This window comes from Streptomyces doebereineriae (assembly GCF_031845645.1).
GTDB lineage: Bacteria > Actinomycetota > Actinomycetes > Streptomycetales > Streptomycetaceae > Streptomyces > Streptomyces canus.
On record NZ_JAVREZ010000009.1, the window covers coordinates 349,342 to 375,212 of the forward strand.

At 69.5% G+C, this 25,871-nt stretch carries 18 protein-coding genes; 2 read left to right on the forward strand and 16 right to left on the reverse strand.

Annotated features, from left to right (window positions below; genetic code table 11):
• Window positions 1–123: 123 nt before the first annotated feature.
• Window positions 124–2,136, forward strand: a complete 2,013-nt coding sequence (locus RNB18_RS26795) for a hypothetical protein (RefSeq protein WP_311716659.1) — start codon at window positions 124–126, stop codon at window positions 2,134–2,136.
• 101 nt (window positions 2,137–2,237) lie between these two features.
• Complete coding sequence (locus tag RNB18_RS26800; RefSeq protein WP_449657638.1) at window positions 2,238–4,289, forward strand: hypothetical protein; 2,052 nt, start codon at window positions 2,238–2,240, stop codon at window positions 4,287–4,289.
• Here the strand turns inward: RNB18_RS26800 and RNB18_RS26805 are convergent.
• From RNB18_RS26805 to RNB18_RS26880, 16 genes are all read right to left on the reverse strand, one after another.
• A complete protein-coding gene (locus tag RNB18_RS26805; protein ID WP_311716660.1) occupies window positions 4,273–5,466 on the reverse strand; it encodes a glycosyltransferase family 2 protein in 1,194 nt (397 codons plus the stop codon). The genes RNB18_RS26800 and RNB18_RS26805 overlap by 17 nt on opposite strands.
• A gap of 162 nt (window positions 5,467–5,628) precedes the next feature.
• Complete coding sequence (locus RNB18_RS26810) at window positions 5,629–7,704, reverse strand: hypothetical protein (RefSeq protein ID WP_311716661.1); 2,076 nt, start codon at window positions 7,702–7,704, stop codon at window positions 5,629–5,631.
• Window positions 7,705–7,833: 129 nt separating this feature from the next.
• Window positions 7,834–9,333, reverse strand: coding sequence for a bifunctional cytidylyltransferase/SDR family oxidoreductase (locus tag RNB18_RS26815; RefSeq protein ID WP_311716662.1), 1,500 nt, complete (start codon window positions 9,331–9,333; stop codon window positions 7,834–7,836).
• 144 nt (window positions 9,334–9,477) lie between these two features.
• Entirely contained in the window at window positions 9,478–10,707 is a 1,230-nt protein-coding gene (locus RNB18_RS26820; protein ID WP_311716663.1) for a hypothetical protein, read from the reverse strand.
• Between the two features lie 89 nt (window positions 10,708–10,796).
• The gene (locus RNB18_RS26825) at window positions 10,797–12,347 is read right to left on the reverse strand and encodes an alkaline phosphatase D family protein (protein ID WP_311716664.1); all 1,551 of its coding nucleotides are present in this window, start codon (window positions 12,345–12,347) and stop codon (window positions 10,797–10,799) included.
• A 201-nt stretch (window positions 12,348–12,548) separates the two neighbouring features.
• Complete coding sequence (locus tag RNB18_RS26830; protein ID WP_311716665.1) at window positions 12,549–12,737, reverse strand: hypothetical protein; 189 nt, start codon at window positions 12,735–12,737, stop codon at window positions 12,549–12,551.
• Window positions 12,738–12,908: 171 nt separating this feature from the next.
• The gene (obgE, locus tag RNB18_RS26835) at window positions 12,909–14,345 is read right to left on the reverse strand and encodes a GTPase ObgE (RefSeq protein WP_266523376.1); all 1,437 of its coding nucleotides are present in this window, start codon (window positions 14,343–14,345) and stop codon (window positions 12,909–12,911) included.
• 105 nt (window positions 14,346–14,450) lie between these two features.
• A complete protein-coding gene (gene rpmA, locus RNB18_RS26840) occupies window positions 14,451–14,705 on the reverse strand; it encodes a 50S ribosomal protein L27 (protein WP_266564724.1) in 255 nt (84 codons plus the stop codon).
• A gap of 14 nt (window positions 14,706–14,719) precedes the next feature.
• Entirely contained in the window at window positions 14,720–15,040 is a 321-nt protein-coding gene (rplU, locus tag RNB18_RS26845) for a 50S ribosomal protein L21 (RefSeq protein WP_030601628.1), read from the reverse strand.
• A 287-nt stretch (window positions 15,041–15,327) separates the two neighbouring features.
• Window positions 15,328–16,122 (reverse strand): O-methyltransferase, encoded by a 795-nt coding sequence (locus RNB18_RS26850; RefSeq protein ID WP_311716666.1) that lies wholly within the window; start codon window positions 16,120–16,122, stop codon window positions 15,328–15,330.
• A 106-nt stretch (window positions 16,123–16,228) separates the two neighbouring features.
• Window positions 16,229–16,816 (reverse strand): dTDP-4-dehydrorhamnose 3,5-epimerase, encoded by a 588-nt coding sequence (rfbC, locus tag RNB18_RS26855; protein ID WP_311716667.1) that lies wholly within the window; start codon window positions 16,814–16,816, stop codon window positions 16,229–16,231.
• Between the two features lie 20 nt (window positions 16,817–16,836).
• Window positions 16,837–18,429 (reverse strand): glycosyltransferase family 2 protein, encoded by a 1,593-nt coding sequence (locus RNB18_RS26860; RefSeq protein WP_311716668.1) that lies wholly within the window; start codon window positions 18,427–18,429, stop codon window positions 16,837–16,839.
• Window positions 18,426–19,319: a dTDP-4-dehydrorhamnose reductase gene (gene rfbD, locus RNB18_RS26865; RefSeq protein WP_311716669.1), complete on the reverse strand. Its 894-nt coding sequence runs from the start codon at window positions 19,317–19,319 to the stop codon at window positions 18,426–18,428. The genes RNB18_RS26860 and rfbD overlap by 4 nt, the downstream gene beginning before the upstream one ends.
• Window positions 19,316–20,302: a dTDP-glucose 4,6-dehydratase gene (gene rfbB, locus RNB18_RS26870; RefSeq protein WP_069758982.1), complete on the reverse strand. Its 987-nt coding sequence runs from the start codon at window positions 20,300–20,302 to the stop codon at window positions 19,316–19,318. The genes rfbD and rfbB overlap by 4 nt, the downstream gene beginning before the upstream one ends.
• Window positions 20,299–21,366 carry a glucose-1-phosphate thymidylyltransferase gene (locus tag RNB18_RS26875; RefSeq protein ID WP_057615935.1) on the reverse strand — a complete coding sequence of 356 codons (1,068 nt, stop codon included), beginning with the start codon at window positions 21,364–21,366 and terminating at the stop codon, window positions 20,299–20,301. The genes rfbB and RNB18_RS26875 overlap by 4 nt, the downstream gene beginning before the upstream one ends.
• Before the next feature lie 211 nt (window positions 21,367–21,577).
• The gene (locus tag RNB18_RS26880; protein WP_311716670.1) at window positions 21,578–25,630 is read right to left on the reverse strand and encodes an Rne/Rng family ribonuclease; all 4,053 of its coding nucleotides are present in this window, start codon (window positions 25,628–25,630) and stop codon (window positions 21,578–21,580) included.
• Between the last annotated feature and the right edge of the window lie 241 nt (window positions 25,631–25,871).

Below are 25,871 nucleotides of genomic sequence, written 5' to 3' on the forward strand. Positions count from 1 at the left end.
TTACACCTTCCTCTCAATCGGAAGTGAATTCTTTTCGACGCCAAGATGTACAACCATTCATCTCCGCCTCGCGTCCAACTGCCGACAACAAGGTCATTGCCGTAGCTCGAGAAGGCCCTGCCCATGACGATCCGTCGGTTGTGCGCCGCCCTGCGCGTTCCCGGGAAGACCGAACTTCTCCTGGTGATCCTTTTCGGTGCCGGTTTCGCGGCGCTGCCCGTCCTGGCGTTGCTGCCCTCACTGTGGGGCTTCACGGCGGCGTGGGCCGTGACGTACCTGGCGGACGAGGCCCTGCACATCAAGGCCCCGGGATTCGTCCGCCGCCTGGCGACACTGCAGCTCAGCCGCGTAATGCGGTTCGCCGTGCGCACGGTGATGCTGCTCGCCCTGGCCGACCGGGCGGACGCGCCGGGCGCGGTGCTGGTCACCGGGCTCGCCGTCCTCAGCGCCCATTTCCTGCTCGTGATGATGTATTCGGCACTGCATCACGCAATCCGCAGGCGTCGGATTCTCCCGGTGATCGTGCGCAATCTCGACATGAGCGGGATCGACATACCGGAACGCCCGCCCGCCTACCTCTATCGGCGTTTCCTGCGCAAGCTGCTCCACCTCGATCTGCCGGCCCACGCGGGTCTGGTCGTCGCGCTGGCGACCGGCACCTGGTATTCGGCCTATGTCGGCTACGCGCTGACGATCGGCGCGGCCTCGGCCGCCCTCCTGGCCCTGCTGGGACAGTTCCGCGCGGTCCGCCGGATGCCGCGCCGGGACGCGGTGATCGGCGAGGTGAACCGCCAACTCGCCGGCTACCGGCCCGAGGTGGCCCTGTACTTCAGCTTCGCGGCGGTCTCCCGGGACTTCATGTACCAGGTCAACATGTGGATCGAGACGCTGGAGCAGCTCGACCGGCGCCCGGTGATCGTCCTGCGCGAGCGGGCCTCCTTCCGCTTCCTCGGCCGCACCCGGATCCCCGTGGTCTGCGTGCCCAAGGCCGACGACCTGGCCGAGCTCGAGCTGTCCGGCGTCCGGGTCGTCCTCTATCCCGGCAACGCCGGCAAGAACGTCCATATGCTGCGCGTCGCCGAGGCCAAGCACGTCTTCATCGGTCACGGCGACAGCGACAAGCTCGCCAGCAGCAACCGCGTCAGCAAGGTGTACGACGAGATCTGGGTGGCCGGACGGGCGGGCCGGGACCGCTACCGGCGGGTGCGGCACGCCATCAGCGACGACGCCATCGTCGAGGTGGGCCGCCCGCAGCTGGCCCCGGTCCGGCCGCACGCCGAGCACATCGCGGGCCCGGTGCCCGTCGTCCTCTACGCGCCCACCTGGGAGGGCTGGAGCGACGACGACTGCCACACCTCCCTGATCCCGATGGGCGTACCCCTGATCGAGAAGCTCCTCGCGGAGAACGTCCGGATCATCTACAAGCCGCACCCCCTCACCGGCAAGCGCTCGCCCGAGGCGGCCGCCGCGGACCGGGCCATCAGGGGATTGCTGCGGGCCGACGACGAGAAGGCCACCGAAGCCGCGAGACCGAGGCTGCGGGAGATCCGGGCCCGTCTCGACGAGATGTCCGGGCGTCACGAGGGAGACGACGCCCAGCAGTTGCGAGAGTCGCGGGTCCCCGACCGGGACGGCGCGGCCGAGTGGCAGGACCTGCGGGACGAGTGGCACCGGATCTTCTGGGCGAGCCGGAGCACCGCACGGCATCACGTGATCCTCGGACAACTCCCCACGCTGTACGCGTGCTTCAACCAGGCGGACCTGCTCATCAGTGACGTCTCCTCGGTGGTCGCCGACTTCGTGGCCGGCCTCAAGCCGTACGTCCTGACCAACGCCCAGGACCTGCCCGACGAGGAGTTCCGGGCCGCCTACACCACCGCGGGCGGCGCGTATCTGCTCGACCGCGCCTGCACCCGGCTGCCGGAGATCCTGCGCTCGGTCCGCGAACCCCGTCACGACCCGCTGGCCCCGCAGCGCCGCACCCTCAAGGAGTACGTGCTGGGACCCGACCGGCCCACGTCCATGGAGCGGTTCAACGTCGCCGTGAGCGACCTGGCCGACAAGGCGGTGGCGGAACGGGCCGAGGATCTCGCCGCGCCGGTCGCACACCCCGCACAGCGCGAACCCGTCGCATAGCACTTCCCCGGCCCGGAGGGCAGAGGACACGCGCGTGTCGTCCGGAGGTCGGCACGCGTTAACCAAGGCGTCCGTCTCGCGACGACCTTGGAGAGACCCCCGTGCGAAAACCCCTCCCCCGCCTCCGGTCCGCGCTGCGGCTGCCGGGCCGGCAGACCGCGACGAGAGTCCTCGTCGCCGCCGTCCTGGCAGCCGCCGTCGTCGCCCAGGCCGTCGCCGCCCTGCGTCCGCACATCCCGCTGCTGCTCGCCGCGACGGCCGCCTCCCTGGCCGTCGAGGGCGTCCTGCACCGGTGGCAGCGCGGCATGGTCTCCCTGTTCGCCAAGTCCCACGCGGACATCACCGTGCGGCACGTCCTGCGCGACCTGCTGCTGGTTCTCGGCCTGCTGCGGCTGACCCCGGAGGACGAGGAGACGGCGTACACCGTGCTGGTGGCCGGTCTGCTCGCCTTCTACGCGCTGCACTGCGCGATCCAGGCGGCCTCCGTCCTGGTCCGCCGCACCCGGACCCTGCCGGTGGTCACCCGGAACATCGACTCCTCGGCGCTCCGCCTGACCCCGGCCCCGCCCGCCCTGCTGCGCCGCCCCGGCCCCCGCCTCCTGGTCCACGGCCTGCCCGCCACGGCAGGCCTGCTGGTCACGGCCGCCACCGGCGAGCCCCGGTGCGCGGCCTTCGGCATCGCGATGTCCCTCGGTCTCGCCCTCATGGGTCTGTACGACCTTCTCGTACGACTGCTGCCGAGCCGTCGTCCGGCGGGCGAGCAGGAGGTGTTGGACTGGTTCGACGCATGGCTCGCCGAGTACCGGCCGACCGTCGGCCTGTACTTCTCCGGCGGGGCCTCCTCCGCCTACCAGGCCAACATGTGGCTGGAGCCGCTCGCGAAGCTCGACGGGAGGCCGGTCATCATCCTGCGCGAGCGGTTCATGATGCAGAAGATCGCCGCGACCGACGTCCCGATCGTCTGTCTGCCGAAGGTGTCCACGCTGCTGCGCCTGGAGCAGTCCACGCTCCAGGTCCTCATCCATCCGTCGAACTCCGGCAAGACCTCCCAGGTCCTGCGCATCCCCACGATCAAGCACACCTTCGTCAACCACGGCGAGAGCGACAAGCTGTCCTCCTGCAACCCGTACGCCAAGGCCTACGACGAGGTGTGGGTGGCCGGTCCCGCGGCCCGCGAGCGGTACGCGGCGGCCGAGGTGGGCGTCGAGGACAAGGACGTGGTGGAGATCGGCCGCCCGCAGCTGGACGCCGTACGGCCGTACGAGGGGCCGCCGACCGGGCCGTACACGACGGTGCTCTACGCGCCGACCTGGGAGGGCTGGGACGGCAATCCCGGCAACACCTCGGTGATCGAGGCGGGCGAGAACATCGTGCGAGCGCTGCTGGCCGATACCGGGGTACGGCTGCTGTACAAGCCGCATCCGCTGACCGGATCGGTGGACGCACGGGCCGGCGCGGCGGACCTCAGGATCCGTGAGCTGGTGCGGGCGGCGAACCGGGAGCGGGCGGGGGAACGACCTGCCGACGACGGTGAACTCTCCCGCAGGACACGTGAGTTGGACCGGCTCACCATCGCGTCGTTCCGGGCCGCCGCGGACTCGGTCGAGCGGATGCTGCTGCAGTCAACGCCGGAGCCGGGCCGTGCGGAGGCGGTGGCCCGCGCGACGGCCGCCTGGGAGCGGGCGTACTGGGCCTCGCTGCCGGAATGGGAGCACCAGGTCGTGACCGACGCCCGGCCCGCGCTGTACGCCTGCTTCAACCGGGCCGACCTGCTGATCAGCGATGTGTCGAGCGTGGTCAGCGACTTCCTGGCGAGCGGGAAACCGTACGCTGTCGCGAACACCAGCGGGCTGAGCGAGGCTGCGTTTCGCGCGGCGTTTCCCACGGCGGGGGCGGCGACCGTGTTGACGCCGGACGCGGTGGGGGTGCGAGGGTTGCTGGATGCCGTACGACAGCCTGAACCGGACGCACTGGCCGAGGCGCGGGCCGAGTTGAAGCGGCGGTTGCTGGGGGCGGACGAGCCTTCTTCGCAGGAACGGTTCGACATGGCCGTTCAGGCGCTGTGTGCCGTGGCCCGGAAGCGGCGGGTTCCCGGGCAGCGGCGGGACGAGGAGACCGTGTCCGTCTCCGGGACGCTCACCCTGCCGGGGTGAGGACCCTTCGCGCCTTGCGTACGGCCCGGCGCAGCAACTGGTCGACCCCTACTTCTTTGTAGCCCGGCACCTTGCGGGCCTCGCGCGGCTCGGCCAGATAGAGCGCGTCGGGCAGGCCCGCCGACGGGTCACGGAAGAACGGGTAGGCGAAATACACCCGGCGGCCGCCCTTCTCCAACACGGTCTCCGGGGTCTTCTTCGCCTTCATGAACTCCAGGACCTCCACCAGGAGATCCGAGCGGCCCATCGCCACCAGCTGGAGCCGCAGACGTTCGTGGACCCGGAGGCGGTGGGCCACCTCACCGGTCCAGTACGCGTCCACCAGCGGCTTCGCCAACTCCAGCTTCTCCCGGCGTACCGCTTCGCCGTCCTTCAGGAACTTCGGGCCGAACTGCGGGAGCAGGGTGACGAGGAAGGGGCGGACCATCAGGGCGTCGCGTCTCGCGCCCGCCGGGACCATGTCGGCTATCAGGTTCATCAGGGCGCGCGCGGAGTCGAAGCGCAGGGTGTGGCTGCCGGTCCTGGTGACGTGCTTGCCGTCCTCGCGGCCCACCAGGTAGTAGCAGGTGTGGTCGGCGATCACGGAGACGCCGTCGGCCCGCAGATAGGCCTCCATGGTGAACAGCGCGTCCTCGCCGGTCCACAGGGACTCGTCGAAACGCATGCTGTGCCGCTCGAGGAACGCGTGGCGGAACAGCTTCTGCGCGCTCAGCGTGAACTTGATGTTGGAGGAGAAGACGTCGGTGCGCTCCAGGGTCTGCCCCCACATCGACGTCGGGGGCTTGCGGTTGACGCCCTCGACCCTGCCGAGGACGACGTCCGTGCCGTTGCGGTCGGCCATCGCGACCATCCGCTCCAGGGCCTCGGGGCCGAGCCGGTCGTCGGCGTCGAGGAAGAAGACGTAACGCCCGGTCGCCTTGCCCAGACCGACGTTGCGCGGGCCGCTGGGGCCGCCGGAGTTGTCCTGACGGATCACCGTGACGTCGAGGGAGGTCCGCTCGGCGAATTCCTCCAGGTACTCCCCGGTGCCGTCCGCCGAGCCGTCGTCGACCGCGATGACCTCGATGCGCGCGTGGCCGATGGTCTGTGCCTCGACGGAGGCCAGACAGTCGACCAGATACGGCATCGCTTCGTACGCCCCGATGACAACGGTCACATCAGGCTGCACAACGGTCACGTCTCCCCCAGTCACGGTCTGTTTCCCCCAGTTTCGCTCGGGGGCAATCCCCTAGACGCCCGGCCGGGGGAAAGGGTTGCACACGGCACCGGGACATACGCAGGAAGGGCCCGGATTTCGGGATCACTCCGAAATCCGGGCCCTTTCTTTACGAAGGGGAGGTCAGGCCTTGGTCGTGGCCTCCGCCGCCGAGGCCGCCGTCCGTGACTCCTGGCCGACATTGCGCGCTTCGGCCTTGATCGCGAGGTTCGCCACCGCGGTGTTGAACTGCTCGATGGACGTGGGCTCGTCCGGTCCGAGCAGGTACTGCTTGAGCTCCACCCGGTCCTCGGCCAGCGGGTCGGCCGCCGGGTCGCGGACCGCCTGGAGCAGCTCGCCCAGCTCGGCGGCGCTGTTGGACAGGATCGTCGCCGCGCGCACGGCGGTGTTCTGCTGCTTGAACTCCTCCGCACCCACCTCGGCGGAGTCCGTCACCGCGTACGGCTTGCCGCTCGCGATGAAGTCGGAGACCACGCTGGAGATGTCGGAGACCATCGCGTCGGAGACGTTGAAGCAGTCGTACAGCCGCGGCTCGGCGCCCGTGACCACCCGGTGCTCCCACGTGGGGAAGGAGCGCCAGTACGCGTCGTTCCACTCGCCGCGCAGACGGGCGATCTCCTCGTACTTGGCCACGTCGACCACGCCGTCACGGCTCGCCTCGGCCTCGTCGCCCTTGTCGCCGCCGTTGCCGGCAAGGACGGCGATCCGGGCCTCGATCCGGGCGAGCTCGGCCTTGGCGGCGACCTGGGCCGCGGCGTCGGCCTGGAAGCGGGGATCGGTGGCGCGCTCGATGGCGGCCTTCTCGATCAGCGCGGTGACCTTCTGGTGCGCGGCGCCCGCCTTGGCGAGGACCGTGCCGGTGAAGGGGTGCGGCTTGTAGAGGACGCGGACCGGCGGGTCGGCCTTCAGCAGCTTCTTCACGATGTTCTCGCCGGCCAGCATCAGCGAGGTGTTGCCCGGGTCGCCGTCCCAGCCTTCCCAGGTGGGGGCGTAGAGCACGGTCGGGCAGTATCCATCAGCGGCTCCGCCGCGGGGGCCTTCCGGCGTCCCCTGCGACTTCTGGATCGGCGCCAACTGCGGGCGGCCCACCTCGACGATGTCCTCGTCACGGACACCCACGTCGGCGATGGCGTAGCGGTCGCGGCCCGCCCGGCCCGCGGTCCACACCTCGTCGTACGCCTTGCTGAACGGGTTGACGCTCGCCAGCTTGTCGCTGTCCCCGTGGCCGATGAACACGTGCTTCATGGTGGGGACGCGCAGCAGGTGGATGTTCTTGCCGACGTTCGCCGCGTACAGCGCGACCCGCACCGTGGACAGGTCCATGTTCATCAGGTGCACCCCTCCGGGCACGCAGATGACGGGGACCGTGGTGGGCGCGAGGTTCTGCAGGATGACGCGCTCACGCAGGATGATCAGCGGCCTGGAGTCCAGCTGCTCCATGGTCTCCAGCCACATGTTGACCTGGTAGGCGGAGTCCTTGGAGCCGGAGAAGTAGAGCACCGTCTCCGGCTTGTAGTCGCTCAGCCAGTCGTCGACCGTGGCGAGGACCTCGTCGGCGTTCGGCGGGATCTTCTTCTTGCTCACGTACGGCATCAGCGCGAGGACGTACAGGGAGCCCAGGGCGATCGTCACGCCGATGCCGATGAAGCCGGGCAGCGCGAAGTCCATCGCGGCGGCGACGAGTATGCCGACCACGGCCGCGAGGTCGAGGTGGAGCATCTTCTCTGCCGACCGGTTCAGCAGGCCCATCGGCGGAGCGTCCGGGATGCGGATACGGGAGGCCAGGTCGACGTTGCGGGTGGCGACCGGGAGCCGGCGGCGGTTGCGGATCAGGGTGACCAGCGCGCCGTGCGGGGCCTGGAGGCCGTAGAACGCGATGAAGCAGGCGGTGGCCCCGTAGAAGATCAGGTTGTCGGAGAGGTCGAGCCGGGCCAGCAGCAGGATCAGCAGGAGCTGTCTGATCAGGAAGCGGATCGACAGTCCGGCGCGCACCTTGCTGAGGCGGTTGATCAGATAACTGCCCTGGCGGTGCAGATAGTGGTCCGCAAGGTACGTGACGGCGGTCGCGGCCGCGAAGGCTGGGACGCTCGGAATGAGCGCGGCCACCATTATGGCGGGGAAACCCGCCAGCATGAGGACCGCCGCGGCCAGCTCGGCCGCGCTGCCCACCCGGGCGACGCGAATAGCGGTGCTTATCACTGAAAACCTGCTCTGGGAGGGATGCCGGTTGTTTACGAATTGACGGTGCTTAAGGTTCAGGCCCCTGTGAATGCACCAGGAACGGGCAGCCACAGAGGCCTGAATTTACCGAAAACTAATTGGCCCTGATTATGCCACGCCGTCCTGACGGTCCAGGACACTGGCCAGCGCGGCCTCGAAGCCGGAGGCCTGCCCCGCGGAGGCCGTCGGGTCCTGCTGGCGGACGTCGATGACATGCCCGGTCAGCTCGGAGAGCAGCACGTCGAGGGAGGTGCGGGCCACCGCCTCGGAGGACAGCAGGCTGCCCGTGGGCTCCTGGCCGAAGGCCTTGGTGCGCATGGGCGTGGCGGTGCGCTCGGGGTTGATGCAGTTCACCCGGACGCCGTCACCCGCCCATTCGTCGGACAGGGCCTGCGTCAGGTTGACCATCGCCGCCTTGGTCGAGGAGTACAGGCTGTACTCGGCGCGGCCGCGGGTGTAGCTGCTGGAGGTGTACAGCAGCAGCTGGCCCTTGGTCTCCGCCAGGTACTTGTACGAGGAGCGCGCGATCTGCACCGGGGCCAGGTAGTTGACCTTCAGTGCCTCCTCGATGGTGGCGTTGTCGGTCTCCGCCAGCTTGCCGATGCGCAGCACGCCCGCGGTGTTGACGACGTAGTCGATGCGCCCGGTCTCGGCGTACGCCTTGGACAGCGCGTCGTCGACCTCCTCCGGGTTCTCCACGTGGGTGCCGGTGGTGGAGCGGCCCAGCGCGTACACCTTGGCGCCGTAGGACTCGGCGAGTTCGCCGATGTCCTTGCCGATGCCGTAGGAGCCGCCGAAGACGACGACGGTCTTGCCGGTGAGCAGCTCACGGTAGGCCTCGTCGCTCACCTGCTCGGGAGCCGCGGTCGAGGCGAGCTGGAAGAGCTTGTCGGCGATGAAGACGTCGACGGGCTGGGTGACCTTCATGTTGTACTCGTCACCCGCGACGACGTGGATCGGCACGTCCGGCAGGTACTTGAGCACGACCGAACAGTCGTCCGTGGCCTGGAAGTTGGGGTCCCCGGCGGCGACCTCGTAGGCGCGCTTGATGGTGGACAGCTTGAAGGCCTGCGGGGTCTGGCCGCGGCGCAGCCGGGAGCGGTCCGGGATCTCGGTGATGAACTCGCCGTCCAGGCCGTGGGTGCGCGTCACGATGATGGTGTCCGCGGACGGGATGGCCACGTCGACGGCCTGGAAGCGCTCCAGGGCGACCACGCAGTCGTCGATCACACGGCGCGAGAGCAGCGGGCGCACGGCGTCGTGGAACAGGACGTTGAGGTCCTCGCCCTCGGCCAGACCCTCACCGAGGGCCGCGATGGCACGCTCGGTGGTCTCGTTCCGGGTGGCGCCACCCTCGATGATCTTCTTGACCTTCCGGAAGCCGGCCTTGGCCACGATCTTCTCTATGTCCGGAACATAACCCGGCGCCATCAGCACGATGATGTCGTCGATGGAGTCGGCCTTCTCGAAGGTGGTCAGAGTGTGCTCGATGACTGCCTTGCCGGCGATCTTCAGCAGCTGCTTGGGGATCGAGAGACCCACACGCTGACCGGTACCACCGGCCAGGATCACTGCGGTGGTACGGGGCTTGGCGATGTGCTGGGACACAGAAGACCTACCTCGGGGCGACAGGGAACGGGGAAATGGTCCCACTTGCGGTTACCGCTGTGCAAGGCGACCGCCGTTCACCGCATATGTACGCGCTACCTGTCATTCATCTTGCACTGCCAGTAACGACGGCCGTGCGGGAGTTCAGCGGCGGCGCAGCTTCTTCAGACAGCGGTGTCCGAGTACCCGCATCAGTTCCTTCGACGACGTCTGGTGCACCGTGCGCGCCTTGGCGGGCGAGGTGTGCCGCACCGGCGACTCGGCGGCCGCGGCGAGCGCCCCGTACAGCGCCCGGGCCGCCACCTCGGGTGCGATCCGCGGGGCGGGGATCCCGTCCAGGGCAGGCGTCTTCGGTACGGCGGCCAGGAGCGCGGGGTCACCGATGACCCGCACACCCAGGTCACCGATGCGCCGCACCATCCCGGCACCGATCTCGGCGGCGGCCTCCACGGCCCACTCGGGAGTGAGGATCTTCACGTCCTCGGGCGATGGACTGCACGCGTTCTTCATATGCATGACCGCGCCGTTGCGGACGAGCTTGGAATACAACTCGTCCGGCAGTCCATTGCCGCGGAATTCCTTGTTAAGATTCCGCAGCATTTCGGTCTCGGCGAGAGTAAGAGAGCGATTCGTCGCATCCGGAACGGGCTGGAGGAGATTCGCCGGCAGCCCGAGGAGTTGTTCGAAAGTGCGCATCAGCCCCTCGCGGTCGCGGTCGTCGACCACGACGACGGTGATCCGCTCCGCACCGACCGCCCGGGCCCAGCGCTCGACGAGCCGGTCATGCCGGTGGCGGCGCCAGAAGCTGGGGTTGGGGTGCTCGTACGGCGCCTTCCTCAGCATGTGGGTGAGCCAGTTGTCGTAGCCCATGCGCAGGCCGTTCTGCACGTACTGCTGCCACTGCGAGGGCATGATCTTCACCAGCGGACGCAGGGTGACCAGCACGTGGACGCTCCCCCACTCTCGGCTTCGCTCGAGCGGGGGGACCCCCATCCCGCCGAGCTGCTCGACGATCCGCGCGATCGTGTCGTCGTCCTCGGCGTCGGCGAAGAACTCGCTGCTGATCACCGAGGTCTTCCCGCCGGTGGCCTCGACCTGTGCCAGCAGTCGCGTCCAGTGCTTCTCGGTGGGCGCGGTGTCGCCGATCATCGCGGGCCTCGCGCACGCGGCCAGGGCGGCTTCCATGGGGTGTCTGCTGTGCGCCGGGAACACGACGCCGTGCTCGGGCAGCAGGTCCTTCGCCGCGAACAGCGCGCCCTGGATGGCGGTCGTGCCGGTCTTGTGGGGCCCGATGTGCAGCAGGCGGGTGCCGGCGGGCAGCGGAGCGGTCACGCCGTTCACCGGAAGGTCGTCACTCGTACAGTCCGTCTCCATAGTCAGAGGACGGTAAGAGAAGTGCCTGAGTGTGACCTGAGAGGAGCGTGGGACGGCGATGAGGACCACGCCCCGCTCAGGCAACGTCCTCACACCAGCCGGACTCCGGGCTTGCCCGCGTCCACACGGAGCTGCGCCAGCGTGCTGGGCGTCGCCTGCGGTCCGACCACCGTGTCCACGCCCCGGACCTGGGCGTCGATGCCGTGCCGGTCGATGTCGAAGAGGTGGTAGCCGCGGTGGGCGTCGATGAACTTCCAGTGCGGGTTGTCGGCCCGCAGCGGGTCCCACTGGGCGTGGAAGGCGGCCTGGTCCTGGTCGCCGTTGCTGGTGATGGACGTCGCGACGAACTCGGCGCCGACCACCCGGGAGGACGGGTCGGCGTAGTCCTCCTTGAGGTCGCTGATCATCGTGAAGTGGCGGTCGCCCGAGAGCACGACCGGGTTGCCCACGCTTCCGAGCTCCTCCAGGAGCGCGTTGCGTTCGACCTGGTAGCCGTCCCAGGCGTCGTAGTACCAGAGCTTGCCCTCGCCGAGCAGGATGTCGGTCTCGGCCATCATGATCTGCGAGGCGATGACGTTCCAGCGGGCCGGCGAGTCCTGCAGCCCGTCCAGGAGCCACTGCTTCTGCTCGGCGCCGAGCATGGTGAGCGAGGGATCCTGAGCGGCCGCCTGACCGGTGACCTGGTCGCTGCGGAACTGCCGGGTGTCGAGCACGTTCAGCCGGACCAGACGGCCGAACTCCAGACGCCGGTACATCTGGATGTGCGGGCCGTCCGGGAAGGCGGTGGCGCGGACCGGCATGTGCTCGTAGTACGCCTGGAAGGCCGCGGTCATCCGGGCCACGAACGCGTCGTGCGGCTGCTTGTCGGGGTCCTGCGGGATCTCGCCGGCCCAGTCGTTGTCCACCTCGTGGTCGTCGAAGGTGACCACCCAGGGCGCGTTCGCGTGGATCTCGGCGAGGTCCGGGTCGGTGCGGTACTGGGCGTACCTGTTGCGGTACTGGACGAGGGTGTACGGCTCCCCCGTGCCCTCGTGCCGGCGCGGACCGGCCGACGACGGCGCCGACTCGTAGATGTAGTCGCCGACGAACAGCACGACGTCGGGGTCCTGGTCCAGCATGTCGGCGTACGGCGTGAAGTAGCCGTGCTGCCAGTTCTGGCAGGAGGCGAGCGCGACGCGCAGGCTGCCCAGGGAGGTGTGCCGGGCGGGGGCGGTGCGGGTGCGGCCGGTGCGCGAGAGCTGGCCGTCGGCGCGGAAGCGGTACCAGTACGCACGGCCCGCGCGCAGGCCCCGTACATCGACGTGAACGCTGTGTCCGAACGCGGGCAGGGCCTGGGCGGTGCCCCGGCGGACGACCTTTCTGAAACGCTGGTCCTCGGCGAGTTCCCAATCCACCGGCACCACTCTGTCGGGCATGCCTCCGCCGTTCAGCGGATCCGGGGCCAGTCGGGTCCACAGCACGATGCCGTCCGGCAACGGGTCACCGGAGGACACACCGAGGCTGAACACACCGTCGGGCAGCGGGGTCTCCGCCGCTCGCGCGGTGCCCGGCAGCCACAGCTGGGCAGCGGCAGCGGCGCCGAGCACGGCGGCGCCGGTGGTCAGAAAGCGGCGTCGGCCGGGTGATGCTGCTCCGTGCATGGGCGAACTCCCTTGCATCGCTGACCTCTTGGACACCCTGGAAGCTCACGCTTCGGGGGGATCCGTGCGTTGAACCAGAGTGTTCGCGTACATGACAAATAGGTAGACAACAGAAGAGCCGTTGCGACTCGGGTATCACATGATGAAGGTGATCCCGGCGCAACGGCCTTCAGGACACTGCCGACTGACGATCTTTTGGGTTTAGTTGGCGAAGCCCGAGCCCAGACGGGTCTTCGCGGCGGTCGTACCGAGCAGGGTGTGGCCGAAGGTGAACGTTCCGTTCAGCGCCAGGATGGCGGCCGGAACTGGCGCATCGCCAGGCGACACGACGTACTCCCCCCGGGAGCGGAAGGACCACAGGGATCCCGCGCCCGCGTTCGCGTCACCCACATGGACGCGGTCCTGCCGAGGCGGTGGGAGCCGGCGGAACCCGCGTCGGGCCAGACGTCCGGGTCGGTGGGGCGTGCCCAGGTCCTCGCCGGGCATACCGGGGCGGCGGCGAGCCCCGGCGTCACCCTCTTCGTCGTCCTTCGGTATGCCGGGACGTCGCCCGACATTCACTCAGAAGGGCTCGAAGTCGTCGAACTCCTGGGTTGCCTCGTCCCGTTCGGCCTGCTTGTCGCGGCGGCGCTGGGCGGCCGGCCGGGGTTCCTCGAAACGGTGGTCCTCGCCGCGCCGGCCGAGCATCTCGGCGCCGGCCATGACGGTCGGCTCCCAGTCGAAGACGACCGCGTTGTCCTCGGGGCCGATGGCGACGCCGTCGCCCGAGCGGGCGCCCGCCTTCATCAACTGGTCTTCCACACCGAGGCGGTTGAGGCGGTCGGCGAGATAGCCGACGGCCTCGTCGTTGCTGAAGTCGGTCTGCCGCACCCAGCGCTCCGGCTTCTCGCCGCGCACCCGGTACAGCCCGTCCTCCTCGCGGACCACGGTGAAGCCCGCGTCGTCCACGGCCTTGGGCCGGATGACGATCCGGGTCGCCTCCTCCTTGGGCTTGGCGGCCCGCGCCTTGCCGACCAGCTCGGCGAGCCCGAAGGACAACTCCTTCAGCCCCATGTGCGCGACGGCGGACACCTCGAAGACGCGGTAACCGCGCGCCTCCAGATCCGGCCGCACCATCTCGGCGAGGTCCTTGCCGTCCGGTACGTCGATCTTGTTCAGGACGACGATGCGGGGACGGTTGTCGAGGCCGCCGTACTCCCTGAGCTCCGCCTCGATGATGTCGAGGTCGGAGAGCGGGTCGCGGTCGGACTCCAGCGTGGCGGTGTCCAGGACGTGCACGAGGACACTGCAGCGCTCCACGTGCCGCAGGAACTCCAGGCCCAGGCCCTTGCCCTGGCTGGCGCCCGGGATCAGACCCGGCACGTCGGCGATGGTGTAGACGGTCGAGCCGGCGGTCACCACGCCCAGGTTCGGGACCAGCGTGGTGAAGGGGTAGTCGGCGATCTTCGGCTTGGCCGCGCTCAGCACCGAGATCAGCGAGGACTTGCCCGCGCTCGGGTAGCCGACCAGCGCCACGTCGGCGACGGTCTTGAGCTCCAGGACGATGTCCTGGAGGTCTCCCGGCACGCCGAGCAGCGCGAACCCGGGGGCCTTGCGGCGGGCGGAGGCCAGCGCCGCGTTGCCCAGGCCGCCGCGGCCGCCCTGGGCGGCGACGTAGGAGGTGCCGTGCCCGACCATGTCGGCGAGGACGTTGCCCTGCCGGTCGAGGACGACGGTGCCGTCCGGTACCGGCAGGACCAGGTCCTGGCCGTCCTTGCCGGAGCGGTTGCCGCCCTCGCCGGGCTTGCCGTTGGTGGCCTTGCGGTGCGGGGAGTGGTGGTAGTCGAGCAGCGTGGTGACGGACTGGTCGACGGTGAGGATCACGTCACCGCCACGACCGCCGTTCCCGCCGTCCGGGCCGCCGAGCGGCTTGAACTTCTCACGGTGGACGGAGGCACAGCCGTGGCCTCCGTTACCCGCGGCGACATGCAGTTCGACGCGGTCCACGAAGGTGGTCATGGTTCGGTGCCTCCAAAAACGTCACGAGTACTACTGGCTTAACACGCGAAAGGCGGACCCGCCTTCCCACCAGGGAAGTGAGGTCCGCCTCGCGAAAGTTTCCGATCAGGCGACCGGAACGATGTTCACGACCTTGCGGCCACGGCTGGTGCCGAACTGCACCGAACCGGCCTCGAGGGCGAACAGCGTGTCGTCGCCGCCACGGCCGACGCCCGCGCCGGGGTGGAAGTGGGTGCCGCGCTGACGGACCAGGATCTCGCCCGCGTTGACGACCTGACCACCGTAACGCTTCACGCCGAGGCGCTGAGCGTTGGAGTCACGACCGTTACGGGTGGACGATGCGCCCTTCTTGTGTGCCATCTCTCCTCAGTCCCTTACTTCGCAGCCGCGGGGATCTCAGTGACCTTGATCGCCGTGTACTGCTGGCGGTGGCCCTGACGACGGCGGTAGCCGGTCTTGTTCTTGTAGCGAAGGATGTCGATCTTGACGCCCTTGTGGTGGTCCACGACCTCGGCCTGGACCTTGATGCCGGCCAGGACCCACGGGTCGCTGGTGACAGCTTCGCCGTCGACAACGAGCAGGGTCGAGAGCTCGACCGTGTCGCCAACCTTGGCAGTGGAAATCTTGTCAACCTCAACGATGTCGCCGACAGCAACCTTGTGCTGGCGACCACCGCTGCGCACGATGGCGTACACGCGGATCTCACTCTCTCGCTCGGGACGGCACCCCCGCAGTCCAGCCGCCCGGCACAGAGCACGGACGACCTCTCCCGGACAGCCGGAGCACCCGGAAGGAAGAGGTTTACGGGGATGTGGCGGCCACGATGGACACGCCGACGGTCCAGGTTACGGGGCCCCGGCGTGGGGGTCAAACCGGACCCCGGACCGGCCGGAAAGCGGGAGCGGCCGCAGGGCTGAACCAGACATGGCACACAAGGGTGCCCGCCGGGCCGGAGGTATCCGGCCCGGCGGATCAGCCGGTGTCAGCCGGTCACCGCTTGGATGCCGCGGCGGATCGGCGCGAACGCCGAGCGGGGGCGGCGCAGATTGCGGGCCCGCACGAGGGCCGGCCAGAAGTCCGCCCCGAGCAGGATCTCGCCCTGGACGGCGTTCTTGCGCAGCAGTACCTCTTCCGGAACGACCTGCGGGTCGTCGGCGCGGTACTCCTCCATGATCTTGTCGTAGTTGTCCTTCAGCACGGTGCTGGTCGGGTCGGCTCCGAAGATCGCCACGACACCGGTCGGCTTGGTGTCGAGCTCCACCACCACCAGATCGGGGCGGAAGCGCCGCAACACCTGCGCCACCTTGAACACGTCACCGGTCCACATGCCCGTGTGCCGGTCGCGGGCCGCCTCGTCGACGTTGCGCGGCAGCATGTCGTCCAGCACGATCACACTGGACCAGCGCGAGTGCCGCTCGACGTTCATGAAGTCCCGCAGCGCGAACTCGAAGAGGTGCATGCCGTCGATGAACGCCATCTCGAGCCGCGGGTCAGCACCCAGGAGGTTCAGCGGATCGCGGCGGGCGAGCGCGCGGAACGGGTTGCGGCCGTTGCGCAGGTGGATCAGCGGGTCCTTGCGAGCGAAAAAGTCGTCGCTCGTGGCCTTGACCATGTGCACATCACAGCTGACCTCCGACGTCACCTTGAACGCCGGGTCGACGGCGACCGTGGGAACGCGGGAGAGCGTCAGGCTGCGGCCGTCGTTCACTCCGATCTCAAGGTAGTTACGGGGGCGATAGACCTTGTGCAGTTGGCGGAGAAACCCGTGCCGATCCACGTAAAGTGCGCCCTTCAAGGGATGGTTGACGACTAAGCGATTTACGGAAGCTAGCCGGGGTTCGACCGGGGAGTAAACACCTACCGGACAGTAACTTCATAGGCCTTCAGAGTTCCGAGCGATAGGCGACGCAGTCCTCGTAACGGGGCAGCAGCCCCTGCGTCGCCGCCTCCGCCAGCGTCGGAGCGGCGGCGTCCTTGTCCGAAAGCAGCGGCTCCACATCCGCCGGCCATTCGATACCCAGCTCGGGATCGAGGGGATGGATGCCGTGCTCCCGCCCCGGCGCGTAGCCCTCGGAACAGAGATAGACGACGGTCGCGTCGTCGGTCAGCGCCAGGAAGGCGTGTCCGAGGCCCTCGGACAGGTAGACCGAGGCGTGTGTCTCGTCGTCGAGCCGGACCAGCTCCCACTGCCCGTAGCTGGGGGAGCCCACCCGGATGTCGACGATGGCGTCGAGCACGGCGCCGCGTACGCACTTCACGTACTTGGCCTGGCTGGGCGGCACGTCTGCGAAGTGGACACCGCGGAGGGTGCCGCGGCGGGAGACCGAGCAGTTCGCCTGGGCAAGCGACAGGTCGTGCCCGGTGCTCGTGCGGAAATCCGCTCCGCGGAACCACTCGTGAAAGCTGCCGCGCTCGTCCGGGAAGACGCTGGGCTCGTGGACCCAGGCGCCTTCGATCGAAAGGGGCTTCATGATGGAGCGGGACCTCCGGTTCAGGATGAGAGAACTCGTTTGACCTTCTTGGCGATTTTGCGCCAAGCGGGCTGGGACTCCCGGGACTTGTCCGGGACCGGGTGCATGTTTCCGCCGATGTCGAGAGCGAGCCGCCCGTCCCTGGTCCAGTAGGGAGCGGCCTGGATGTTCAGGCGCTGCGACCGCTCACCACCGCAGGGCAGCAGCTCGCTCACCGGGCCGCCCTCGATACGGGCCATGCGTTCGATCCCGAGCAACTGGACATTGACGTGGACGTCGTACAACCCCTTGGGGAGCCGGCCTCCACATGCCGCCGTGTCGGGATCGATGCTCACGGTTCCCGTGATCTCCACAGTCCCGTCGGCGGCAACCGCCAGCTTGTACTCGACCTCGGGGAACCAAGCCTGCGCCTTGTTGCGCTGGCGCAGCTGGAAATCCACGACCGCACGGTTCTCTATGTCCTTGAAGGACCATTCCGGCCCGCCGTCGATCCCCTGGACCACGGCGAGGTCGAGGCCATAGCCGTCGCCCAGCTTCCTGACCTTCACCGTGGCACCGTCCTGGTAACGCAACCGCGCGCGGAACGGCGCGACCAGCACACCCCGCCGCCAGCGCACCGGGCCGCTGAACTCGACCTCGCTGACGGTGTCACGGTAACGCTCGGCCACCTTGCGCAGGTCCTCGACACGGTCCGCCTCGAGCAGTTCGGCGCGGAACCGCCACAGCGGCGGCAGCCCCTCACGGACGGAATCCGAGTACTCCTCGACCGCCACCTTCCGGGCCGCCTCGTAGTGCCCCATGCTGAAGGGATCGCCCTTGAGGAAGCCCTGCGTGGAGGTGTTCCGCAGAACCTCGACCCGGTAGTTGCGCGTCAGGAAGGCGTCGCGCACCGGTCCCGGGCTCGTGCTGGCTTTGACTATCTGCGCGGTCTTGGCAAGCCAGGGATAGTAGTCCCCCGGCTCGGTCCGGGTCTTGCTGTTGTTACTGCCGTCGTCGCGCTTGCTCCAGTCGTAACACACGACATCGCCGACTATCGTTATGCTCTTGGCGAGCGGATAGGCCTTCGCCAGGAACATCTGGTCCTCCAGGCGGCAGCGCCCCTCCTGGAAGTTGATGTCGTTGTCGAGCAGGAACTGGCGCCGGAACATCTTGTGCGGGGTCAGCGTCTCGTACAGCTCGGCGAACTCCGGGCCGACGCTGTCGGCCGACTCGCGGAAAAGACGAATGGGGCCACGCATGTTGCCCTTGACCTTGCCGACGACTATGTCGGAATTGTTCTTCTGCGCCCGTTCATACATCACCTGCAGCGCCTTCGGTCCCAAGGCGTCGTCCTGGTCGAGGAAATGTATGTACTCGCCGCGTGCGTTGGCGACACCGACATTACGGGGACGACCGGGCCAGCCCGAGTTCGGCATGGAGAACACCCGGAAGTTCTCCGTGTTGTCGGCTATTGTCTTCAGCCGCTCCGCGGAGTCATCGGTTGATCCGTCGTCGACAAAGATCACCTCGAACTCGTCCTGCGGCATGGACTGCTTCAGAAGCGAGTTGATCGGGCGCTCAATGTAGACCCCCGCGTTGTAGACCGGGATGATGATGCTGACCTTCACGGTCATGGGTTCCCCTCCTGGAGCTCCGCGACCAACACGGGCATCGCGCAGCTGAGACTCTCGGACCAGTCACGAATCGGTTCGATGCCGGCCTGCTGCCAGCGGTTGTGCCCCAGCACGCTGTACGCGGGCCGGGGCGCGGGGCGGGCGAACGCCGCGCTGGTGGTCGGCCGGACCCGCTCCGGATCCGTGCCCAGCAGCCGGAAGATCTCCCGGGTGAGCCCGAACCATGTCGTTTCGCCACCGCTGGTGCCGTGGTACACACCCGCGGGAGCGGTCCCCGCGAGGGCGGCTTGGCCGAGGCGCACCAGGCGGTCGGCCAGGTCGACGGTCCAGGTGGGCTGGCCGCGCTGGTCGTCGACGACGTCGAGGGTGTCCTTGACGCCCTCCAGCTTGATCATCGTCCGGACGAAGTTCGGGCCGCCGGTGCCGTAGAGCCAGGCGGTGCGGACGACGTACCCGCGCTCGATCCCGAGCACGGCCTTCTCGCCGACCAGCTTGGTGCGGCCGTAGGCGCTGCGGGGCGCGGTGGGGGCGTCCTCCGCGTACGGCTCCTGGGCGTCCCCGGCGAAGACGTAGTCCGTGGAGACGTGCAGCAGAACAGCCCCGGTGCGGGCGCAGGCCTCGGCAAGGTGGCGGGGCCCGTCGCCGTTGATGGCGAGCGCCTCGTCCTCGCGGGTCTCGGCGTCGTCGACGGCCGTCCAGGCGGCGCAGTTGACGACCACGGCGGGCCGGTGCTCGTCCAGCGCCGCGCTCACGGCGTCGGCGTCGGTGAGGTCCAGCGCCGCGCGGTCGAGGGCGGCATACCGCTCCCCCGCCTGGGCCAGCCGGGCCAGGACGTCCTGGCCCAGCATGCCGCCCGCGCCCGTGACCAGCCAGGTGCGGTTGTCGGTCACAGCGCGGCCCGCTCCTTCAGCGGCTCCCACCAGGCGCGGTTGTCGCGGTACCACTGGACGGTCTCGGCGAGGCCCTGCTCGAAGCTCTTACGGGGCTCGTAGCCCAGCTCCTCGCGGATCTTCGTGCAGTCGACGGAGTAGCGGCGGTCGTGGCCCTTGCGGTCCTCGACGTACTCGACGCTGGTCTCCCAGTCGGCGCCGCACGCTTTCAGCAGCAGACCGGTGAGCTCCTTGTTGGAGAGCTCGGTGCCGCCGCCGATGTTGTAGACCTCGCCGGCGCGGCCCTTGGTGCGCACGAGCTCGATGCCCTGGACGTGGTCGTCGATGTGCAGCCAGTCGCGGACGTTTCCGCCGTCGCCGTACAGCGGGACCTTCTTGCCGTCGAGAAGGTTGGTCACGAAGAGCGGGATGACCTTCTCGGGGAAGTGGTGGTGCCCGTAGTTGTTGGAGCAGCGGGTCACCCGCACGTCCAGGCCGTGAGTGCGGTGGTACGACAGCGCGATCAGGTCGCTGGACGCCTTCGCCGAGGAATACGGCGAGTTGGGCTCCAGCGGGTGCGTCTCGGGCCAGGAACCCTCGTCGATCGAGCCGTAGACCTCGTCGGTGGAGATGTGCACGAAGGTCTTGATGCCCGCGCGGTGGGCCGCGTCGATGAGCGTGTGGGTGCCGACCACGTTGGTGCGCACGAACTCCGCGCCGCCGTCGATGGAACGGTCGACGTGCGACTCGGCGGCGAAGTGGACGACCTGGTCGTGCTCGGCCATCAGCTTGCCGACCAGCTCGGGGTCGCAGATGTCGCCCTGCACGAAGGCGAAGCCCGGGTGCTCGCGCACCTCGTCGAGGTTGGCCGGGTTGCCCGCGTAGGTCAGCTTGTCGAGGACGGTGACGGCGATGTCACCGGGGCCCTCGGGGCCGAGCACGGTACGGACGTAGTGCGAGCCGATGAAGCCGGCACCGCCGGTCACCAGAATCCGAGTGGTCATGAAGAGATCTGCACCTTGCTGTGATCACCGAGCACGAGCCGGTGTGCCTTGGGGTTACGGGGCGCGGGCGTGACCTCGACGTCACGTCCGATGAGCGAGGCCTCCACACGGCGCACGCCGGTCACGGAGGAGCCGCGCAGCACGATGGAGTACTCGATTTCGCTGTCCTCGATCCGGCAGTCCTCGGAGACGGACGTGAACGGACCGATGTAGGCGTCGTTGACCACCGTGCCGGCACCGATGATGGCAGGCCCGACGATCCGGCTGCCACTGACGGTGGCGCCCGCCTCGACGCGCACTCGCCCGATGATCTCGCTGCTCTCGTCGACGGTGCCCTCGACCACCGGCTCGACGGTCTCCAGGACCGACCGGTTGACCTCCAGCATGTCGGTGACGTTGCCGGTGTCCTTCCAGTACCCGGAGATGGTCGTGGAGCGGACGTCGCGCTTCTGGTCGATCAGCCACTGGATGGCGTGCGTGATCTCCAGCTCGCCGCGCCAGGAGGGCTCGATGGAGCGGACGGCCTCGTGAATGGCCGGAGTGAAGAGGTAGACGCCGACGAGGGCCAGGTCGCTCTTGGGCTGCTTCGGCTTCTCCTCCAGGCCCACCACCCGGCCGTCGGCGCCGAGTTCGGCGACACCGAAGGAGGTGGGGTTGGGGACCTTGGTCAGCAGGATCTGCGCGTCGGGGCGCTCGCCGCGGAACTCCTCCACCAGGCCGGTGATGCCACCGACGATGAAGTTGTCGCCGAGGTACATGACGAAGTCCTCGTCACCGAGGAAGTCCTGGGCGATGAGGACGGCGTGGGCGAGGCCCAGCGGCGCTTCCTGCGGGATGTAGGTGACCTTGATCCCGAACTGGGAGCCGTCACCGACCGCCTCACGGATCTCGTCCGCGGTGTCGCCGACGACGATGCCGACCTCGCTGATCCCGGCCTCGGCGATCGCCTCCAGGCCGTAGAACAGCACCGGCTTGTTGGCGACCGGCACCAACTGCTTGGCGGAGGTGTGGGTGATCGGGCGGAGGCGGGTGCCCGCTCCCCCGGAGAGCACGAGAGCCTTCACGAAAATCCCTTTTTGTCTAAATTAAGCGTCAATCTCGGCTCACATCATAACCCTGTGGACAGGCCAGAGATTCACTAGCCATTCACATGATCGATCACCGATTGACAACTTTTGGTCGGACGCAATACCCACGGAATCACGAAATCCGCCCCCGGCGAACCGGGAGCGGATTTCGATCTTCAGACGGCTGAAACTATGCGGTGACCGTCCGTCAGGCCTCGTCGGCCGGGGTCGAGACGGACCGCGGCGACTGCTGCTCGGCCGCCACCGTCTTCTTCGACGCCGCCTTCTTCGCGGTCGTCTTCTTGGCCACGGTCTTCTTCGCGGCCGTCTTCTTGGCGGTGGTGGCCTTCTTGGTCGCGGCCTTCTTCGCCGTGGCCTTCTTGGCCGTCTTACGGGCCGTCTTCTTGGCCGGAGCCGCCTCCTCGGCGGCTGCCTCCGCGGCCGCCTCGGCCGGGGCCTCCGCCGAGGGCACGACCACGACGGCCGCTTCCTCGGACGCGGTGGGCGCGGTGGCCTTGCGGACGGCACGACGGCGCGGACGGGCCGGGGCGGCGCTCTCGGCGACCGCCTCGGGCTCGGCCGACGCGGCCGGGGCCGGCTCGGCCTGCGGCTCGGCCACCGGCGCGGTCTCGGCGACCGTCACCACGGCGGGCTCGGCGCCCGTCGGGGAACCGGCCGGGGCCGATGCCCTTCGGGTGGCCCGGCGGCGCGTACGGCCCTTGGGAGCGGCCTCGTCCGCGGCCGGCTCGCTCGCGGACACCGCCTCCACGACGGGGTCCTCCGCGGCGAACGGCTCGGCCTGCGCCTCGGCGGCCGTCTCCGGCTGCACGGGACGCTCGGCCTCCACCTCGGCCGGCACGGCCTGAGCGGTCGGCACCTCGACGTCCTCGGAGACCGGGCTCTCCAGGTCGGCCGGCGCCTCGGCACCGCCCGACCTCCTCGACCCGCCACCCCGCGGGGCGCCGGCCGGAGCGGACGCCCGACGGCTCGCCCTACGACGGCCACGCCCACGCGTGGCCGCGGCCTCCGCCTCGGCGACGCTGCTGTACAGCTCCTCGTCGGGCGCGAACTCGGCCGGGGTGAGCGCGATCGGCTCGGCCACCTCGGCGGCGACCTCGGCCTCGGTCTCGACCTCTTCGGGCGCCTCGGGAGCCTCTACCGCGGCCACGGCCTCCTGGACGTGCTCGTGCCCGTCACCACCGCGCCCGCGCTTCTTGCGCTTGCCGCCGCCACCGGCGGAGGTCGGCGTCTCCATGTGCACGATGACACCGCGGCCGTTGCAGTGCACGCAGGTCTCGGAGAAGGACTCCAGCAGGCCCTGGCCGACCCGCTTGCGGGTCATCTGGACCAGACCCAGCGAGGTGACCTCGGCGACCTGGTGCTTGGTCCGGTCCCGGCCCAGGCACTCGAGCAGGCGCCGCAGCACCAGATCCCGGTTGGACTCCAGGACCATGTCGATGAAGTCGATGACGATGATGCCGCCGAGGTCGCGCAGCCTGAGCTGACGCACGATCTCCTCGGCCGCCTCCAGGTTGTTCCTGGTGACCGTCTCCTCGAGGTTGCCGCCCTGACCGGTGAACTTGCCGGTGTTGACGTCGACGACGACCATCGCCTCGGTCCGGTCGATCACCAGCGAACCACCGCTGGGCAGCCAGACCTTGCGGTCCAGCGCCTTGGCGAGCTGCTCGTCGATCCGGTACGTGGCGAAGACGTCGACCTCGGAGGTCCACTTCGACAGCCGGTCGGTCAGGTCGGGCGCGACGTGCGAGACGTATCCGTGGATGGTCTCCCATCCCTCGTCACCGCTGACGACGACCTTGGAGAAGTCCTCGTTGAAGATGTCGCGGACGACCCGGACGGTCATGTCCGGCTCGCCGTAGAGCAGCGTCGGGGCGTTGCCGCTCTTCGCCTTCTTCTGGATGTCCTCCCACTGCGCCTGCAGCCGCTCGACGTCGCGGCGCAGCTCGTCCTCGCTCGCGCCCTCGGCGGCGGTGCGCACGATGACGCCCGCGTCCTCGGGGACGATCTTCTTGAGGATGGTCTTCAGACGCGCGCGCTCGGTGTCGGGCAGCTTGCGGCTGATGCCGGTCATGGAGCCCTCGGGGACGTACACGAGGTAGCGCCCGGGCAGGGAGACCTGGCTGGTGAGCCGCGCGCCCTTGTGGCCGATCGGGTCCTTGGTCACCTGGACCAGCACCGACTGACCGGACTTCAGCGCGCTCTCGATGCGGCGCGGCCCGTTGGCCATGCCGAGCGCCTCGAAGTTGACCTCACCGGCGTAGAGCACCGCGTTGCGGCCCTTGCCGATGTCGATGAAGGCGGCCTCCATGGACGGCAGCACGTTCTGGACCTTGCCCAGGTAGACGTTGCCGACGTACGAGGTGGCCTGCTCCTTGTTGACGTAGTGCTCGACGAGCACACCGTCCTCGAGCACGCCGATCTGCGTGCGCTCACCGCTCTGCCGGACGACCATCACCCGCTCGACGGCCTCGCGGCGGGCGAGGAACTCGGCCTCGGTGATGATCGGGACCCGACGGCGGCCCTGCTCACGACCCTCGCGGCGGCGCTGCTTCTTGGCCTCCAGACGGGTCGAGCCCTTGATGGACTGCACCTCGTCGGACGGCTCCGAAACCCTTTCCCGCGCGGGACGGGGCTCGCGCACCTTGACGACGGTCCGCTCGGGGTCGCCGTCATCGGGCTCGGTGTCCGAGGAGGAGTCCCCGGCCCGACGCCGGCGGCGACGACGGCGACGGCTGGAGCTGGAGCCGCCGGACTCGTCGGAACGGGCGTCCTCGTCGTCCTCGTCGTCCTGCTCGGCACCCTCGTCGTCCTGGGCGGACTGCCCGGCGGCGGACTCGTCGGAGTCCTCCGAGTCCTCGTCACCGGACGCCTCGGCGGACTCGCCACGGCGCCTGCGACGGCCCCCGCGACGACGGCGACGCCGCGACCCGGTCTCCTCGGAGTCGTCCGCGTCTGAGGAGTCCTCGTCGGCGGCCTCGTCCGTCTCTTCTTCCTCTACGGCGGTCTCGGCGGCGGTCTCCTGCACCTCGGGCTCGTCAACGGCACCCCGACGACGGCGGCGGCGCCGCGAGCCGCTCTGCTCCTCGGCGATCTCCTCGACCGGCTCGGCGGACTCGACCGGCTCTTCGCTCTGCTCGGTCTCCGCCTCCGCGGCGGCCTCGGCGGCGGCCCGCTGCGCGGTCTGGAACTGCGGCTCGGTGAAGACGGGCGCCTGGAACACGGCGACCGCGGGGCGCGCCGGCCGACGCACCGACTCGTCCTCGTCCTCGGTCTCGGCAACGCGAGCGCGCCGCGCGGGCTCGGAGAACCCGGTGGCGGCCTGGCGGACGGACCGACGACGGGCACGGCGCGGGGCGGCGTCCTCGGCGGGGGTCTCGGTGGGGGTTTCGGCGACGGGTGCGGGGGCTTCGGTGGCGGGTTCCTGCACGGCGGGGGCCTCGGCGGCCTCGCCCTCGGGGGCACCGGCAGGCGCGGAGACGCGGCGCGTGGCACGGCGACGGGAACGACGCGGGGCGGCGTCCTCGGCATCGGCGGTCTCGGCGGGCACTTCCGCGACCACCGGCTCGACGGTCTCGACGACCTCGGCGACCTCCGCGGCGGCAGGCGACTCGACGGTCTCTGTCGACTCCGGAGCACCGGCGGGCGCGGCGGCACGCCGGGAGGCCCGGCGACGCGTACGCCCGGCGGGCGCCGTGGTCTCGACGGTGGGCGCCTCATCGGCGGTCTCGGCCTCGGCAGGCGTCTCGGCGGTCACCGGAGCCTCGGCCTCGGCGGCCACGGGCGCATCAGCGGGGGTGGACACCCGACGCGTCGCGCGCCGACGTGTCCGCCCGGCGGGCGGAGCCGCGTCCTCGGCCTCGACGGCAGGCGCGCTCTCCGCGGCCGCGGTCTCGGCGGGTGCCTCGGCGACCACCGGCACCACGGTCTCGGCAGCCTCGGCCGCCGCGGGCGCACCGGCAGGCGCGGACGCCCGGCGCGTCGCACGCCGACGCGGACGCCCGGCGGGCGCAGCGGCCTCGGTGGTCTCGACGTTCTCGTCGAGCTTCTCCTCCTCGTCCGTGACGAGGTCCTCCGCCTCCGCGGCCGGTATGGCCGGAGCGACGACCTCCTCACCGCCCGGGGCGGCGGCGACCGGCGGTCCCGCCGGCCTGGACGCGGCACGGCGCCGACGACGCGGCGGCAGGGTGTCGCTGGGAGTGTTCTGTTCGGAACCCTCGGTGGGTTCGGTCGGTTCGAGCATGCGGGCATTTCTCCCGTCAGGCTCCCGGGCGCCGCACCTGGTCCGGCAGGGATGCCGGTGACGTCCGCGGCTCGCGCGATGCGCGGTGCCGCCGTCCGGGGCGCGGGCGCCGCACGGGAGCTCTCTGTGTCCTGTCTCGCCGGTTCCGTACGCCCTTGTTGGGTACGGCCTGGCGAAAGTCTTGTGGTCAGTGCACTGCCCGACCCAGGTGGCTCCCGAGTACGAGGGCTGCGCTACGACG

Excerpts from the sequence above, each read along its gene's own strand:
- RNB18_RS26795 (WP_311716659.1), top strand. The coding sequence starts at position 124 with ATGACGATCCGTCGGTTGTGCGCCGCCCTGCGCGTTCCCGGGAAGACC.
- RNB18_RS26820 (WP_311716663.1), bottom strand. The coding sequence starts at position 10,707 with ATGGAGACGGACTGTACGAGTGACGACCTTCCGGTGAACGGCGTGACC.
- RNB18_RS26825 (WP_311716664.1), bottom strand. The coding sequence starts at position 12,347 with ATGCACGGAGCAGCATCACCCGGCCGACGCCGCTTTCTGACCACCGGC.
- obgE (WP_266523376.1), bottom strand. The coding sequence starts at position 14,345 with ATGACCACCTTCGTGGACCGCGTCGAACTGCATGTCGCCGCGGGTAAC.
- rpmA (WP_266564724.1), bottom strand. The coding sequence starts at position 14,705 with ATGGCACACAAGAAGGGCGCATCGTCCACCCGTAACGGTCGTGACTCC.
- rfbC (WP_311716667.1), bottom strand. The coding sequence starts at position 16,816 with ATGAAGCCCCTTTCGATCGAAGGCGCCTGGGTCCACGAGCCCAGCGTC.
- RNB18_RS26860 (WP_311716668.1), bottom strand. The coding sequence starts at position 18,429 with ATGACCGTGAAGGTCAGCATCATCATCCCGGTCTACAACGCGGGGGTC.
- rfbB (WP_069758982.1), bottom strand. The coding sequence starts at position 20,302 with ATGACCACTCGGATTCTGGTGACCGGCGGTGCCGGCTTCATCGGCTCG.
- RNB18_RS26880 (WP_311716670.1), bottom strand. The coding sequence starts at position 25,630 with ATGCTCGAACCGACCGAACCCACCGAGGGTTCCGAACAGAACACTCCC.